Raw genomic sequence first — 17,082 nt, 5'->3', positions numbered from 1 at the left:
CCTAAACGTTAGGTAGCTTGTACCATTGTCCTCCCATTCCCATAAAATAAAACCCATAGCCTTGACCGCCATCAAAGAAACGAATGGAACCAGCTTGGCCCATTTTATTACGCCCTAAATTTATTCCCTGCGTTAGAATAGGTTGATTTACGAATACATCCTTTTCTGTAATTATATCAAAGGTCTGCCCATGAGCAGCTGGACCTATGTTGTTATTTACGCTGCCTATAGCAATTCTATTAAACGGTTGAAGACCGTCTGCCCTTTCAGAACCTGCACGATCCCAGTGATATACACAAGCGTAGTTACCACTCACCAATGATATCCCACTCACGCAAACAGCTCTACCAGCAGAAACCTGCGCATTTGCAGCTGTAACTTTAACTACAATCATATGTTCTTGTGGATTGTAATTGTTAGGAACGGTAAATGTGAAATTATACTTTCTAATTTCACCATAAAATGTAGATGGCTCTGGAAAATCTTTATATATTTCATGCCAAATTTTATAGGTTACATCATCGAGTGGTGTAACAAAACATACCTGCAATCGTGGTTTGGCAGTTGTACGCACACCATTGATCTGTGCGGTTCTATAATGTGCTGACAATGTATAAGAGTTTCCTGGATGAATCCCGTTTTGAACTTTTGTTTCTGGGTAATTATACGTGTCAACACGTACTGCATTTACCATTTGTTCATAGTTAAATATAAAAGTGTTATTTTCTATCACTACACCGTTTCCTTGTACTTTCCAAGGTAGACCATATCCAGTACCAAACCCCTGATAATTGGGGATACCTATGTTCAATTTTGGAACACTAGAAAAATCATGATCGGCTATTAAATTTCGTTTTGGTATAACGGTTGTTTTCGTTCCCCATTCATCTTCAAAAAGGAAGTCTAACATTTTAACAGTAACGCCGTTTTTATCAATGGTAATCTTATCACCATTAACGTTTATAACATTCGTATCAATACCTTTTGCCGTTAACCATTTCACCATTGTATCTGCATTAATAGCAAGCTTTGAAACATCAATTGTTATTTGCTCTGCTGTTTGATTGATAGATGAAATAATATCGCCTTTTTTGACTGTAGAATTAATTTGATTAGACATTAATGTAATAGAGCTTTCGTGCTTTTCCACCATTGCCTTACTTCCAAATTGACCATTTGCTTCTGTTTTGGTGTATACATCCGTTTTCTCTGCTTTTAGGTCAATACGATTAGATTGCTGATTGATTGTAGTTTCCATTTTAGAAAATTTACTATCAAAATCAGCAGTCGCTACTTTCTTGGCAATCTCACCAACAAGCTGATCATAGTTGGAATAGTCTTTCGGATTCTCCATGAAACTAGAAGGTGTAATACCTTGTTGTAATTGCGGTTGAGAAACCCAAAGTCTACCGTTTTTTCTAATAACCACTACGAAACGTATCGTAGTAACACCGGATACGGGAGCTGGCATAGTTACACTAATAAATTTCCATGATCCATTAGTCAGTAACGGTACAAGTTGTATAACTTTATTCGTAACCCAAGTAGAACCATTGTAAAATTCAATCATTACAAATGCTGTATTATCTATGGTAGCAACTGCATCTGTGTAGAACCATGCAGATAACACATAATCACCGGAGTTAGGAGATACAGGTAATGATTGATAGAAAGCTGCATTTCTGTCTACTGTCTGCCCGGACGATTCTAATTTAACGGAATTCATACCGTCATGGTTTCTCGCTGTTTCTGGCACAGCTGTAAAGTTACTGCCGTTTGGACCAACACTCCATTTAGAAATACTTGGTTTTCTGCTTGTTACAACTCCTGTAGTAGCGTTTATTACTCGGTCTTCAAATGCAGCATTAAACAGTAAGTTCGTACTTCCTAATCCACCTATATATTCTTGCATTTGAGTATCTGTTACTTTGGATTTGATTTGATTATTCAACTGTGTGATATCACTCGTGTTTTGTTGTATAATTTCTCCTTGTTTGCCTTGCGTCTGAGATAGGGTTGTAATGGTTTGTGAATTAGAATCCGTTGTTTGTTTAACTTGATTCAAGGTAGTTTGCATTGCACCTTGGTCTTTTTGAACAGTTGATACAGTGGTTTTTACACCGTCCACACTTTTTTCAATCTCGGTTGTTTTCTTGGTGAATTCATCGGTTGTTACTTGATCTTGATAAGCTCGTTTGTATCCTGTCGCAATATTACCTCTTTCTATCTGTACGTTTTTGAAGTTAAGCCACGTGCCATTTGATGTTACTACGCGTCCGAAATAAATACGAAACATAATAGAAGTGGTGTCATTAGGGATTTTGAATGTGAAACTTCTTCTCTTCCAAATCTTCAATTCTTTGTAAAGTTCGCCAACAAATGCTCTCCAGTTATTACCCTCTGTATTTGTTGCGTAGAACATTTCAAAGTGATAATCGACTGACTCACAATTGATATCAGCAGAGATGGTTACTTCTTTACCAGGTTCTAAACCGTGTAATGATTTCTCATAACCTCCAATTTGGTAAAATGCATCTGTATGTCTGTTACATTTAATAGCAAGATGTTTTTCGTAGTATCGAATATCATCAACACCACCAACTTGACTTTCGCCTGGTTGGTCAAACATTCGAGGTTTTTCGTTATCACAAGATGAATTGATAACAAGGTTGTTAACTCCAATATCAATATTCTCAACTTTACTATTAATTTGTTCCATTCGTTCTTTGGTACGTCCAGCTTCTTCTTTAATTTCAGTTGTTGTTTTCTTAAGCTCACTTGTTGTTTGCTGCACATCAGAAATAGTCTTCTTTGTACCTTCTACAGTTTGTTCTACTGTATTTAATTTATTGCTAATATCATTATCTTTTTTAGTTAACGATTCAATAGAAATTTTAAATCCATTAGAATCCTGTTCAACCTGGGTTACTTTTTTATCAATTTCACCTTGTTTGTTCTCAATACTGGAAATCGTACGGCTCACACCTTGTAAGCTTTCCTTCACCTCGTTAAACTGTCCTGTTGCTTGATTCTGTGCTTCTTGAACCTTTTGATTTAGCTCCGTTTTAGCTGTTTCAATATCTTTCTTAACATCTTTAATACTTTGCTGTAATGGTCCTGTATCAGGGACGACAGGTTCCCACATTGTGCCTGTCCATATTTTTAAAATACCCGGCTTACCATTACTAATATCACGCCATAGCGTTTTATTAGGTTTAAGGCCAGTAGTAGGTGGATTAGCACCTTCTATAATATCTACAAGGTTTTGATCCATATAATATTTAGTCTTTTCTGCTATATCCTTTGCCGCTTTACTTTCTTTTTGAGCTTGTTCGGCTGTATCCTTCGCTTCTTCTGCTAACTTTTCTAGTTGTTCTAATAGTTCTTTATTGGCTTTATTACCTAAAGAAGCAAGTACTCTATTGTATAGTTTTCGCATTTCTTCATTCGGATCGGTAATTTCACGATAGTCGCCAAATATATATTTATCTTGTGAAGGGTCTGTAAATGACTCATCACCAGCAATTGCACGGGCTTCTAAATACAGTTTAGGAGTAAATCCAGTATCTTTAATTCGAATTGTATCTCCTTCATTAATTAGCTCGTGAGATAGTCCAAATACACGCCCTATAGCTGCTGCTTCTACATCGTAAACAACAGAAGTATTAACGCGTTTTGCGAACTCTGTTTTCATAAGAGTTAAAAGACGTTGCGGTGTCATATTTTGTTCTTCTGTCTCTGGAGAATAGAAGCCGAATTTATGTTTCCCCTTCTCATTCCAACGTTGAAAAGCATCGCTATCAGTAATATAAGGTAAACCATCGTTAATTTTTTCAACTGTGATAATAGTATCTCCTTCACCTTTGACGAATCCAACAAGGGCGGTGCAAACATCTCTAGAATGCTCGATACGTCTAACACCGACTAAATCCTTCCCTAAAGTTACTTCCTTGCCAGTGTCTCTACCGCGTTTTTTCACCATATCCACGTACCAGCCAACAATCTGTGAACCGACTACTTCTACACGGTATTGAATCTCTAATTCAAATAAAGAAGCTATTTTCTTTAAAAAGGTAAGAGGATCTATAATCGTATCGATGGTCATTGTATGGAAACCAGCATACTCTGTTTTGCCACGTTTCCATTTCATACCTGCAAGGGCCATATCCATAAACTGATTTACGGTTTTACCTTCTATACGTTGCGGCATGATATAACCGTCTTTTGCTATCTGAATCCATGCTCCAGAAGCACGTACAGTAAGTGATCTATCTCTTGAATCCTTTTCAGCTTCATTATTTATAACGTAAGGAACAATCCGTCCATCACGCACTTCTTTTAATACTAAATTTTGTTGCATGAGTGTAGCTGCATGCTCTGTATTATCAAACACTTTAAATTCTAAAGTATCAATATTGTTCTTAATCTCCCAATGACGTATATCATCCCAATAATCTTGCGGCTGGATATTAGCAACAATTTGATCTGTTTTAAAATCAATGACATGAAGTGTGCCGCTAGGTGCTCTCATCGATATCTCTCCCTATACGTTACTTTGGCTATTCCTACATCGGAAGGCATAATTTCAAGTTTGTTCGACCCCTTGTTAATAACTGGATAATCACTGAATATATCTTTTAGATTAATAGCTTTTTTACCATTGATTGATACAAGACTTCGCTCGGTATCAATAACTACTTTATCTCCAACATCAAAAATATAAGGCGGATTATCTTGGGTATTCATATTGACTTTCCAAATTTTCAAATCATCAATGCTCATATCTGTACAAAACATGTTATCCGAAAATTGACTAATGCTAATTTGAACTTGCGCTACCTTATCCATGTTCACATTGTTTTCGTCTTCCCACACGACAAAGCGTTCCGAATCATCCTTTTCGGTATTCCATAAAAACTTAGAAATATAAGCTTCCCACCTATTACCGGTGCGAGCTAACCATAATCGGCCGCGATATTGATTCCATGTAGTAGGATGGTCTCCTGGTTCATTTATAAGTACTCGCTCGCTGACAGGTTTCTTTTTGTTGCCGAGTTTAGCAAAACCTGTATTTTGTTCAGCTTGCCAATGGACATCATTCATAGAAATACGAGCTACATAGTCGCTATTTTCATCCAACAAACCAATCTCAACACGTCCCATTTGATCGGGATGCGAGCTTCTTACCCCAACATAAGCCTGCATAATAAAATCCTGTAATGGTCCTTGTGGGATGTTCTTTTTAGCTATGCAACCATGCCATCCTTTTATGTTTGTTTCACCTAAATAAACCGGAACTAGGCGTGAGCCTGCATCCACTTTGAACGCTCCGCCCCCTACCATATCTTCTGCATTCGGAACATTCGTCCAACCTACAGTTGTAGACATTTCATCCCACATAACACGCTGGTTCCTTTCAACGGGTACCTGATCCATTCTAAGTGGCCATCCGATACGAAAATAATTATCTCCATTCCAAACATCAAGAAAAGTGGAAGGTTTCGTTACTTCAATTTCAATAATCGGGTTAGATTCGACACTCCCTTTGTTTTGAATATTTGCCACTAGTTCATGCTCATCCGCTTGAAATTCTACGGTTCTTGTAGGACCTAATTTATAAGGCATTGGACAAATAAACTTCAAAACACCTTTTCCAATATCTACAAATTCATCAATATTGAATTCTTCATCCACAACAGCTAAATAGGTCCTTTCATTTTCTATATCGAAAATAAGCTCTGCCGGTTGTTCTGTAATTAACCAGGATGCTATTTCTTCTTTTAATCTTTCTAAACCAATGCCATTTGGCGCTATAATTCCAACAGGTACAGATAAAACACGCATATCAGTATCTGTACTTAATAGTCTCGCTCCTTGATAGCTTGGAGCATTTAACAAATTTCTTCTTAATGGTGCCCATGCTGGTCTTTTCCATCCTCTTTCTATGTGAATGTAACTTTTTCGTTCCCCATTAAATGAAAAAGAGCTCATTATTTACCTCCTTTTATAAAAAAGAAACTCAAATCTAAAAGACTGAGTTTCTTTCTTTTTCTCTATTCTGATATTCAGTTACGTAAGGATGGCTTACGCGAGCTATTTCTCTTCCATCTAGTACGACTGGAATTTCAATATATGTTGGGCCTGATTTTGTATATGGTTGTTTATCTGGATTATCATTATCAGGTCTATATTGAACGACATTAGGATTGTCAGATAGCACTTCTCTCCATCTAGAAAGGTTCCCGACATCATAAATGGAGAGCCCTTCGAACCGTTCCATTTGACGACCTATTTCTCTAACCATATCACGCATGCTTTCAGGAATATGTGTAATCCAATCATTTTGCCAATCTCCATCTACAAAGATTGCATTAAAATATTTAGTTAATGGATCATCACCTTGAAAACTAAATATTTCTTCGGGTTTTAAAGAACGTATACTATTAACAGCTCCTGATACTGTATCTTGTAATGCATCTCGTACGACAGAATATTGCGTTTTAATCCCTTCTGCAATTCCGTTTGCCATTTGAACGCCTGTAAATAGCATTTTATTCGAACTACTCCCTAATGCCAATTCATTTACTAAAGCATTATTTGCCTTTGAACCAAGCGTACGACTCTCACGTTCAGCCATATAAGATCCCTTTTGAATACCTAGAGCAAACCCTTCACTAAAAGGTTTTCCCCCTTGATCCCTAGTTAGCTTTGACGGAGAGTTCACATTTAATGTAGCTTTTAAAGCTTCAAATGCACCTCGTGCTAAACTTGACGCTACATTTTGTACATTCCATTCACCATTAGAAATACCTTTAGCAAATCCACTAGAAAATGCTTCACCAGGACTAACTGAACTAACGCTTTTCAGACCAGAATTACCGCTTTCCGCTACATTAGAACCGCTCGATCTCGCTTGCCCTTTTGTATTTTCCATACCTTGTGCAAACTGACTGCCACCTTTTTGACCTTGTGGAGTACCATTGATTGTATTAAAACCAGCATGAGCTGAGGTAACAGCTTCTAAAGCGCTGCCTCTGATATAGCCTTTTTGATTAACAATACCACTTCCAACACCTTGTCCACCTTGATTACCTGCTGGGTTTCCATTAATAGTACTAAAAGCATTATGAGCACTAGCAACAACCTGTAATGCGCTTCCTCTAATGTAACCATCTTGACTTACTATCCCTTGCCCTAGTTCACTGCCACTCTTACTTCCACCGCCACCATCTGTAGTACTTCCCATAATCCCTTCTACAGCTTGTTTCTTTCCTGTTGCCGCATTCTCAGGAGCCATATTACCAGAAATACCATTAGCCTGCGTTTGACTAATATCAAATCCAACTTGCGTTAAATCTAACTTCGCTCCATTTTCAACTAGTAAAGCAATTGCTTTCGCTGCTAGTTCAGCGTTAATGGATCCATTTTGCATACCTTGAACGAGTGTCTGTACATTAAATTGTCCTGCTTCACCAAGATCCACTTGAACATTACTTTTAATATCTAGCCCCATAGTCTGTGCGACTTGTGGTAAAGATAATGCCCCAATTTGCATTCCATTAATTAAAGTTTGAATGTTATTCTGACCTTCTTGAGTAGCGTCGACATTCATTCCGTTTTTAACGTTTTGTTGAAAGAATTGAAATACAGTATCAAAAGATAAAGTCCCTGTTTGAAGTCCTGTAATCCACGAGTCCATTGTCATTTTCCCGTAGATTCCTAAATCAATTGTGGTATTACCTTGCATATTTTTACTTAGGAATTCTCTTACTTCACCAGTATCTTTTGTTTTAATACCATCGATCCATTTTTGCATGGATTCAATACCACTTTGTGATAAATCCACTTTATAAACTTCTTTTAATTTATTAGCATTTGCGGTTGCTACAGCTGAAGAATCTAATTCACCCTTTTGAAGCTTCTGTAAGAATGTATCAATTGTGAATTGTCCAGCTGGCCCTAAATCAATTTTCATTTTGCCATCAATTTCTTTTGCCATTGATTCGGCTAATAATCTAGATGATTCTGTACCCTTTTGTAATTCAGAAAGATACATTCCTATACTTTCAATTTTAGATTTGCCATATTGCAACTCGTATCGAAGTAATTTATCTTGATAATCTTTTTCAGCTTTCTCTTGATCACTTCTAAAGCGTTGTTCCAAATCAGCCGATTTTTCACGGAATCCATATGCCGCTTTGAACCTTGCGCCCCATCCCTTATCTTCCGCTTCTATCCTTTTAGCTTGTGATGCCAAAACTTCTGAATCTTCTTCCTTCATATGTTGCTGTAACACTTTAAATCCATCATTTCTAATTGTCTGCAAGTCATTTACATGCTTCGATTCATAAAGTGCAATAGCATCTAATGTCGCTTTTCTTTCTTCCGGTTTAATTTCGCCTAATTTAAACGCTTTTTCTACATTTTCGCGCCAACCTTTGGTTTGCTTTTCTAAAGATTTAACACCATCTTCATATACCTTTATGATGCTTTCAAACCGTTTTTTGCCAGCATCTAAAGATAGCATCCCTCCAGCTTCAATTTCTTTCGAAATAGACGTGATTTCCTTTGCTTTTGTGTAGAATTGTTGAACGTTTTTATCAGCAACCTGTAATGCTTGTTCGAATTTTTGAGCGAAATCTTTTGGCATTTTCATGGTATCTCCTTGATACCTTTTAATACCCTCTTCCAAAATCTTTTCCGCTTGTGTAGCAACTTCAATCTCTTTATTAATAGATTCAATGACATTATTTTTCACTTGTTCTAGGGTTTGTTTAGCACCCTCAGGAACAGTTCCCATCAACTGACTAAACATTTTATTGAATTCGCTTTTCTTTCCTTCTAACTCTTTAATAACTTCATTTGTCATTCTTTGAAAAGCTTTAATAGTTTCGTCCGCTGCTTTATTCGCTTCTTCACCTGTTTTAAGTTTTAAATCCATCATGTTATTGATAGCTTTATCTTTTAAGTCCACATAAGCACCAGCTGCTTTACTCGTTGCGTCACTTACTCTTTGACCAAACTTATCCATATCATTTTGTGCCTGTTTGGATTTTTCGTTCAGATCGACTATTGCTATACCTAGCGCCCCTACAGCAAGAACAGCTCCAGTAATAGCTAAAGCAATCGGGTTTGCTAATAAAGCACCTATCCCCATTGCTAAAAATCCTACAGCTGTTGTTACCCCTGCTATCCCGAAAGCCAATAAAGCACTTTTTGCAATCATTTGTTGTGTCGATTCATCTAAATTGTTAAACCAATCTACGACACCCTGAACACCAGATACTACATCAACTAAAATAGGTAATAACGCATCACCAAATGACTTTTTAAGAGTGTCTACAGCACCACTTAATTCTTCAATTTTTCCTTTTGTTGTATTCATCTTTGTCTCAGCAACTTCTAACGCTGTTACCTTTGACATTTCCGTATACATATTTTTCACACCATCTGAGCCCTCTTTATAAAGAATATTAGCGGCACGAATGGCATCAGAACCAAACAATGTATACATGTACGACTGTCTTTGCTCAGCCGTTAATCCTTGCATTGCCATTTGAAGAATTTCAGCAATATCAGACATTTCTTTCAAATTACCATTTGAATCGAAAAAGGCATTTGTCATAATACCCGTTTCAAAAGTTAATTTTTGAAACGCCTTCTCCGCTTTTTCAGATCCAACCTTCACACCGGCTTGTTTTGCTGCGAACTCAGATAAAGCACCAGTTACATCTTTAAATGAATTTGAAGTTGGTTTAATCCCTCTTTCTCCAAGAAACTGCATTGCTTTGCCAGTATCGATTGTTATTAATCCCAAATCACTAAACATATCGTAAGCTTCATTAGATTTTGGAATTAAGTTTGCTAGCATTGTCTTCAATGACGTACCTGCATCAGAACCTTTTAAGCCGTTCTGTGCAAATAAAGCTAATGCTGTTGTTGTATCTTTAAAACTAAGTCCCACACCAGCTGCAACCGCTGAAACCATTGATAACCCAAACTTCATTTCTCCAACACTAGTTGCTGAAGCATTTGCTGCACCAGCTAATAGATCAGCCGCTTGTGCTACTGATAAGTTATCATCCTTAAATGCATTTAAAGCTGTAGAAGCAATTTCTGCTGCATCCCCCAATTCTAATTCCCCAGCTGTCGCTAAGTTCAAGGCACCCTCTAAACCACCGTTAATAATGTCAGTTAGGCTTACCCCTGCTTTAATTAGCTCTTCAATACCTTGCCCTGCTTCCACAGATGAATATTTTGTTTTTTCTCCCATCTGTACTGCAAGTTCGCTAATTTTCTTCATTTCATCGCCAGTTGCACCAGAAACTGCTTGAATATCAGCCATTTTCTGCTCGAAATTCATAGATTCCTTTACAGCCATCGCAAGTCCAGCACCAATAACCCCAGTCATGGCTGCAAAGGTAGTACCAACCTGTCCACCTACATCTTGCATTTTATTTCCTGTATCGCGCATCCGTTCTCCGGTACGATGAAGACGATTTTGTTGCTCGGCTAATTCACGGTTCGTTTCTCTTATTTCATTTTGAATTCGCTCTTGAGCTGTTTCAGCACGATTCATAGCAATCGTATTGTTATCGATTTGCGTATTTAATCGTTGAAGCGCTTGACCGTTAGATGTGTATTCAGCTTGAAGTTGTTTTAATTCTTGCTTTAATTGTTTGGCTTCTTGGGAATTACGTCCGAAATTTTGTACAGCCTGATCATACTGTGTTTCAAGACGTTCCATAGATGCCGCCAATGTTAAATTTGAAGCTTGTAATTGTTCTTGTTTTTGTCTTGCTTGTTCAATCTTTTGGCGGTAATGTTCTACCTTTTGTCCTTGTAATGTGAATTTTTCATTTAAATGAGTTAACTTATTTTGTAACTGTTCAACAGAATTACCAAGTAATCTAGCTCTTTCACTCGTTAAATTGAACTCTGAATCTAATAAACGTAAACCACGATTAATTCCTGCTACTCCATTTTCAAAACGTTGGGTATCCAACGTGACTCGCGCGCCAATTTCCATATCTCCAGCCATTTATCTCACCTACCTTTACAACCAATCTGGTGCTTGATTTGCTGTACGGACTACATTTTTATCTTCTTGTTTTTTCTTATAAGCTAACGTTTTAAAGAAAAGTACTAGATCCATCTGATTAATATCCGCTTGGGACATGCCAGAATCTTGTAACATACTATATATCCCTAACATCATTTCTGTAGGTTTGAACGGTTCTTTCTGTTCCTCTGTCTCTTTTTTTTTGCTACATTTGTCTTTGAGTCAATAGCATTAATAACTGCCACAGCCTCAGCAATACGACCTACAATTGCTAAACAAATTGCATAAATAGTTGATGTTAAAAACCAAATGTGTACTCCCTCAAGAAACTCTTCCACTGTAAAGCGATTTCCAAACACTTTAACAACAAAATGAGTAGCTTCTTTTAGTACATCAAAACGAACATTTTCAACATTTAATTTTTCTGTCCATTCAGCTGCTTCAAATCCGTCAGTAGATGAAATGTATGTTGGTAAAAAGAAAGTTTTTTTACCAGCGGGTAGATTTAAAACCAATTTAAACGATTCTGTTTTTTGATTTTCTTGCATAATTGAATCTCCTTTCATAAATAAAGGGCACAGCATTAAGCTGTACCCTTTTTATAATTTTATCTGCTAAGTGATGGTGCTGTTTCTGTTGGTGGTGTTGGAACTGTTTTAAACCAGTTCGATGCAACAGTTGCATCGTATCCTGTTTCTTCTTCATCTAAACGATGTCTCCAGTTTCCATCTGAACGTTGGATCGCTTTGCATTTAATTTTAGCTGATTGGAAAGTCGGTTTGTCTTCAGCTGTCTTGTGTTCATCTTCAGGAATTTCAAACTTCGTTTTGTAGTAGCAATAAAAACGATTTTTCCCATTGTCTTTTGGTAAACGATATAATAACGCTACATATGGAGCAACATCATTTACATTATCAATTACCTGACCTTTAATTAGTTTCTTCCCTAATAATTCAGCGTAAGTAGATAATGAAATATCCGCTGTTTCTAGTTCAATCTCCACACCACCAAAGGCACTTGCTGTTGCTAGCGGCCCTCCTTCTGCATAGAACGTTACGGATTCATTTTTAGGTGAAGCCTTGCCACTTACTGCATCTCCAATTTTCTTAGGTGCTGCATACGTAAACTTACCATCTGGTGTTTCTGTCAAAATCGCATAATGTAAATCTCTAAAATCGACTGCAATTGCCATATTTGTTTTCCTCCTAAATTTTTAATTCTGTACGAAACCTCATACCATAATGATAGATTTTCGTATCTGGTTCATATAAATTTGCTGTTGTAATACGCTGAAATCCTATATTTTTCATAGAAGTGTTTACCGCTTCTTTTAAATCACCCTTTACAGGGCTAAAGGACCAAATATCTACTTGAAATAAAATAGTGCTAGTAGATTCCGCACCCTCCGCGTATCTGCTAGCACTATTATCTAACTCAGAATAAGTAATCCATGTTTTTCCGTTATCGTCACCACGAACCATATTGTAGATATATTCTCCACCAATTTTTTCTACAATAAAAGGCGTTGTAAGTGCACGTAACACATCTTTTTCTAAAAATCTCATACACTATGCAACGCTACTGCAAAGACATTTCGCATCTCATGAACTGCCTTTACTTCCGTGTGAGTTACTGTCTTCTCTATAAACCCTTTATGTGGTGGATGTGGCATTTTACTGGTTCCCCAGTTTTGGAATTTCATATAAAAGTGTGGGGAATTATCATCTCTTTCCCACCCCACACTAATTGATTTGACTCCATTCCGAGTTTTTATTTTTCCGACAAGCACCTCGTCCTTTGCATGTTTACCTGTTCTCCATGATTCTTTTGGTGAAGGTGGTTTCGGATGTGCACTTACTGGACTTTCTACCTCTAGAGCATCCCTTACTACCTCAGCACCTTTCTTTAATGCTGAGTTTTCAATTGTTTTTACACTTCTTCCTAAAGCTTCAAAACGTTGAATAGCTTCTTGTATCCCAAAGGTTGTTACTTCTGCCATATAGATCGCTCCTCGCACACCAAGCATGTCTCTTTATGTTGTTCATCAACATCTACAACAGCTTTTATTTCAAAGAGTCGGTCATCATACAAAACTCGCATTTTCGAATCAATTCCCCTACGAAATCGCATAAAAAAATTCACTGTACGTACCGCATTTTCGGTATTTCCAGCGAATATTTCATAGTTAAATCCCTTTCCAAATGGTGTTTTTGCTCTTGCCCAAACAGTGACAACATCTTTCCATTCTGGTGGAATTGGATTCCCTTCTTCATCTTTTTTATTTGTAATTTCCTGTTGAATTGTTATTCGTTTATTTAATTTACTTGGATTCATGATTACCACCGTTATTATAGTCCCTTAATTGTAATATAGTAGTTTCTAATGACTGTTTTAACGCAAGGACATTTAATGATTTATCTTGATTCTCATAGTTTAATAAAACATGTGTAATTACCGCTATTTTGTAAAGGGCCTTTTCACTTTCAGGAACACCAGAACCTAGTAAGGCTTCTTTTGCTCCATCAATTAGAAGTTGGATAACTGTATCCTCTTCATTCCCATCAATTTTTAATTTTCCTTTTATAAGCTCCAGCATGCTATCACCTACGATCCTGAAGCGCTTGTTTTCGCTGATAATTCAACGCTTAATGTTGAACTTAATCCGTTATTTCCAACAGCTTTCACTTGATAAGAATATGTTGTATCACCTGTTAATCCTGTATCTTTATAAGTTGTTGCTACTGACGTTCCTACTTGTTTGCCATTACGTAATATTTGATATTCTCTAATGCCCCCATCATACACAACAGGAGACCAACTAATGTTGGCCGTTGTTACTGTTGTAGAATCAACTTTTAATCCTGTTGGTTCTTGGGGAGGATTAGGGTGTAGTCTGTACTTCAGCAATACGGAATGCTGATTTCAGTTTGATTTTATGATCAACCCAAGCTGTTAAAACAAACAATTCAATGCCTGTTTTCACATCTTTGTCACGATCATAAATCATATTTGGATCGTAGTTGAAGTGAGAATACCTAAAATCACCCACAATAGGGTTCACTGCTGAATCACAGAACTTAACTGGTTTCCCTAAAACTTGTTCTGGTTGAGCATTATATAAAGTAGCACTACCATTAGCCAGTGTTTCAATTATTTCTAAATAATCCGCGTAACGCATTTCAATAGTTGCATTTGCACGGAAATCTTCATGTAAATCTGCAACTGCCGACTTAATAGCTTTATATAAAGTAGCACCTTTAACACTTTTAATGCCAGCTTTATAGAATGACATGGATTCTTCTCCAGCTTTAGGAGTTGTTGTAAATGCCACTTTCTTTTCTTTTGCTGCTAAACCACTTTCTAACGCCTGATCTACAACTTGTACTAAGTTTGTATCTGTTGACGCTAAAATAGTTTCTGAGATAGGTACAAAAACCTTGAATTTGTGACGTCCGAATATTACAACATCACCTTCTGCTTTTAGTTCCTTCGCTGTATCTGTATCAGCAATAAAATCATCATCATCTAATGTAAATGTAACTTTAGGAATTTCAAGATTCGTTACACTTGTAAATGTAGATACTTCCCTTAATGGATTTTTAACGAATGGTTCATGTAATAATTCATTCGTCATTGTGCTTGGGAGAATTTTTTCTCCACCTGTTGAGTTCTTATCACCAAGAGCTGCCCGTGCTTCTTGCGATAAAGTACCACCGCGAATTGTAGCGCGAACTAACTCTGCTTTCGCTGCAATTACCTTTTGCTTTGGATCTTCAATAGATTGTAAACCAGTTTGAGTTTGAAATTGTGCTTTTTGTTCAGCTTCCATCGTGTCATGTTGTTCTTTAATTACATTGAAGCGCATTTGAAGATCTTTCTTAGATTGTTGTAACGTTTGTAGACTTTCCATGGTTGCGGATGGATCAATTGCCTTCTGAGAAAGTTCACTCTCTACTTTTTGGAGCTGTTGACCAATAGTAGATAAATTTTGTTTTAATTCAAATAATGTATTTTTTGAAAAGTATTGAAAGTTACCAAGGGATAATCGAAATTTATTTTTCATTTTCATGAATGAATTCCTCCTAAAATTGTTTTTATATAGTCCGCATTAGCTTTCGCTTCTTCGGCAATTTTTTGTCGTTCTAACATTTCGTTTGATGATATGTTAGCTTGTGCATTAACTAATTGTTGTGGAATATTTTTGTATTCCTTCATCCACTTTTCATCTAGACATGCTGCTGCGTTATTTGCTGAGATAATTTCATCACAAAGTCCATACCCCATTGCTTCTTCAGCTGATAACCATGTCTCTGCATCTAGTAATTGTTTTAATGTATCTTCATCTAACTTGTCACCAGCACGGGTTAGATAGTGTTGTACCATCGATTGGTTAATACGTTCAATATCATCTGCTGCTTTACGTAACTGATCGGCATTTCCTGATGCATATGTCCATGCATTGTGTATCATCATCATTGAATTAGCATACATAATAATTTTGTCTGAAATCATTGGTAATACTGACGCACATGAAGCGCCTATTCCATCAATATAAGAGATAACCTTCGCCTGATGCCTTTGTAACATTGCGATAATAGCCATCGTTTCAAAGACAGATCCACCTGGACTATTGATGTAAAGGTTAATCGTTTCAATATCGTCACCTAATTCATCAAGTTCATTTTTGAACGTAATAGAAGATACTTCTCCATACTCTTCCCATGCATACTTTGTAATTTCTCCATAAATAAAAACATCGGCCGTTTTACCATTGGTGGATGCTTTCATTTGAAAAAACTTATTCTGTTTGTTCTTTGCCACCGTTTTTCACCCCCTTCCGTTGAGTTGGGTCCATATCAATCGGATATAAATCACCACTTACCCAAAGTTTTGAAGCATTACCACCCACAGGCGGTTCATCTTCTTTTTGACGAACATCATCTTGTGATAACCATCCACTCCTAATTGCTGCTTGGTAATAAGCTGTTCTTGAAGCTGTATCACCTCTTAACAGCCCTCCAAGGTTGAATTTAAAGTAATGGCCTTCTTGCCGTTCTTTTTTATTCAGCAACTTACGATTCATTTCTTGCTCATACTGACGAACAATAGGAGTCAAAGTCATTTGAACAAACTGAATCATCAACTGTTCATTACTGCTATAACTTTGCCCTTCCGTGTCATTTAAAAATGTAACCGGAACATTAAAAACGTTAGCAACCCGTGAACGTGTAATTCGTTCGGATGCTAACGTGTCTGAAGCGAAGTATTTCCGCTCCATCTCTTCTATATTGACACCTGGTTCCCTGAATAAAATACCACCATTCTCTTGATAAAACCGTCTAAAATCATCAATGATTTTTTGTCTCTTTTCATTATCTACCTGCGTCGCATAATCCAAAATAAAACTATCTTTTTTCTGCATTTCTGACAAACTAAATTCTTGTACTGCCTTATCATATTCAAGAGTATTTCTCAAAACATCAATGGGACAAATACCTTTCCATCTTGAAATACCTGTGATGTGTTTGACATGAAACATGTTCATATTGTGGATATAATACGTTCCTTCAATTCCACGTACCTCATACCACAAATTATTATCATCCGTATTTAAAAAAGGCGTTACATAAGCAGACTCAATAGGGATTAATGATTCTACTTGAAATCTAATATCACGAATAATAGCTGCATATCCATTTCCAGTTTCATTTCTTGAAACTTCAATTTTATTTATCCATTCAAATCCGGTCATGTTTGGATTAGGTTCATTCATCACAACATCAGACACTTGATTAACAACAGTGTCATAATCCTTATAGAGCTTTAATGGCAAAGATGCTACCGTATTAGATAATCTGCTAATCACACTAAAAATCGTCTCATTTGTAGCTAACTTCGCATTATCAATACCCCAAAACTTCCTTCCAAACCATGAAGTGAAGTCATATCCAGCACCTTTCCATCCCAATGAAGCTCCTTTGATTGCTCCCTTAACACGATTAATCAGTTTCAATTTCTCA

The 17,082-nt window shown here is 36.8% G+C and carries 14 protein-coding genes; all 14 read right to left on the bottom strand.

What is annotated here, in order from left to right; translation table 11 throughout:
• Position 1 precedes the first annotated feature (1 nt).
• Genes MKY38_RS02630 through MKY38_RS02565 form a run of 14 tightly spaced genes read right to left on the bottom strand, consistent with a single transcriptional unit; the run spans position 2 to position 17,075 of the window.
• Complete coding sequence (locus tag MKY38_RS02630; protein WP_341047997.1) at positions 2 to 4,531, bottom strand: phage tail spike protein; 4,530 nt, start codon at positions 4,529 to 4,531, stop codon at positions 2 to 4.
• A complete protein-coding gene (locus MKY38_RS02625; protein ID WP_231009414.1) occupies positions 4,528 to 5,991 on the bottom strand; it encodes a distal tail protein Dit in 1,464 nt (487 codons plus the stop codon). Before MKY38_RS02625 ends, MKY38_RS02630 begins: the two co-directional genes overlap by 4 nt.
• 34 nt (positions 5,992 to 6,025) lie before the next feature.
• Positions 6,026 to 11,041 (bottom strand): phage tail tape measure protein, encoded by a 5,016-nt coding sequence (locus tag MKY38_RS02620; protein WP_098218083.1) that lies wholly within the window; start codon positions 11,039 to 11,041, stop codon positions 6,026 to 6,028.
• 15 nt (positions 11,042 to 11,056) lie between these two features.
• Positions 11,057 to 11,197, bottom strand: coding sequence for a hypothetical protein (locus tag MKY38_RS02615; RefSeq protein ID WP_000938713.1), 141 nt, complete (start codon positions 11,195 to 11,197; stop codon positions 11,057 to 11,059).
• Positions 11,198 to 11,214: 17 nt separating this feature from the next.
• The gene (gpG, locus tag MKY38_RS02610) at positions 11,215 to 11,610 is read right to left on the bottom strand and encodes a phage tail assembly chaperone G (RefSeq protein ID WP_142317748.1); all 396 of its coding nucleotides are present in this window, start codon (positions 11,608 to 11,610) and stop codon (positions 11,215 to 11,217) included.
• A gap of 59 nt (positions 11,611 to 11,669) precedes the next feature.
• A complete protein-coding gene (locus MKY38_RS02605; RefSeq protein ID WP_231009413.1) occupies positions 11,670 to 12,254 on the bottom strand; it encodes a major tail protein in 585 nt (194 codons plus the stop codon).
• 13 nt (positions 12,255 to 12,267) lie between these two features.
• Positions 12,268 to 12,627, bottom strand: a complete 360-nt coding sequence (locus MKY38_RS02600; protein ID WP_098218084.1) for a structural protein — start codon at positions 12,625 to 12,627, stop codon at positions 12,268 to 12,270.
• Complete coding sequence (locus MKY38_RS02595; protein ID WP_231009411.1) at positions 12,624 to 13,061, bottom strand: HK97-gp10 family putative phage morphogenesis protein; 438 nt, start codon at positions 13,059 to 13,061, stop codon at positions 12,624 to 12,626. Before MKY38_RS02595 ends, MKY38_RS02600 begins: the two co-directional genes overlap by 4 nt.
• Complete coding sequence (locus tag MKY38_RS02590) at positions 13,049 to 13,396, bottom strand: phage head closure protein (protein WP_140161590.1); 348 nt, start codon at positions 13,394 to 13,396, stop codon at positions 13,049 to 13,051. Before MKY38_RS02590 ends, MKY38_RS02595 begins: the two co-directional genes overlap by 13 nt.
• On the bottom strand, positions 13,383 to 13,658 hold the full coding sequence (locus MKY38_RS02585; protein WP_098218087.1) for a head-tail connector protein: 276 nt from the start codon (positions 13,656 to 13,658) through the stop codon (positions 13,383 to 13,385). Before MKY38_RS02585 ends, MKY38_RS02590 begins: the two co-directional genes overlap by 14 nt.
• Before the next feature lie 8 nt (positions 13,659 to 13,666).
• Positions 13,667 to 13,969, bottom strand: coding sequence for a fibronectin type III domain-containing protein (locus MKY38_RS02580; RefSeq protein WP_142317750.1), 303 nt, complete (start codon positions 13,967 to 13,969; stop codon positions 13,667 to 13,669).
• Positions 13,944 to 15,131 carry a phage major capsid protein gene (locus MKY38_RS02575; RefSeq protein ID WP_059303835.1) on the bottom strand — a complete coding sequence of 396 codons (1,188 nt, stop codon included), beginning with the start codon at positions 15,129 to 15,131 and terminating at the stop codon, positions 13,944 to 13,946. Before MKY38_RS02575 ends, MKY38_RS02580 begins: the two co-directional genes overlap by 26 nt.
• Positions 15,128 to 15,883, bottom strand: coding sequence for a head maturation protease, ClpP-related (locus tag MKY38_RS02570; RefSeq protein ID WP_231009410.1), 756 nt, complete (start codon positions 15,881 to 15,883; stop codon positions 15,128 to 15,130). The genes MKY38_RS02575 and MKY38_RS02570 overlap by 4 nt, the downstream gene beginning before the upstream one ends.
• A complete protein-coding gene (locus tag MKY38_RS02565; protein ID WP_098451263.1) occupies positions 15,861 to 17,075 on the bottom strand; it encodes a phage portal protein in 1,215 nt (404 codons plus the stop codon). The genes MKY38_RS02570 and MKY38_RS02565 overlap by 23 nt, the downstream gene beginning before the upstream one ends.
• Positions 17,076 to 17,082 lie beyond the last annotated feature (7 nt).

It is taken from the genome of Bacillus sp. FSL R5-0585, assembly GCF_038004545.1.
Classification (GTDB): Bacteria; Bacillota; Bacilli; order Bacillales; family Bacillaceae_G; genus Bacillus_A; species Bacillus_A cereus.
The sequence above is the reverse complement of the archived record's forward strand: the minus strand, read 5'-3'. Positions and strand labels throughout refer to the sequence as shown.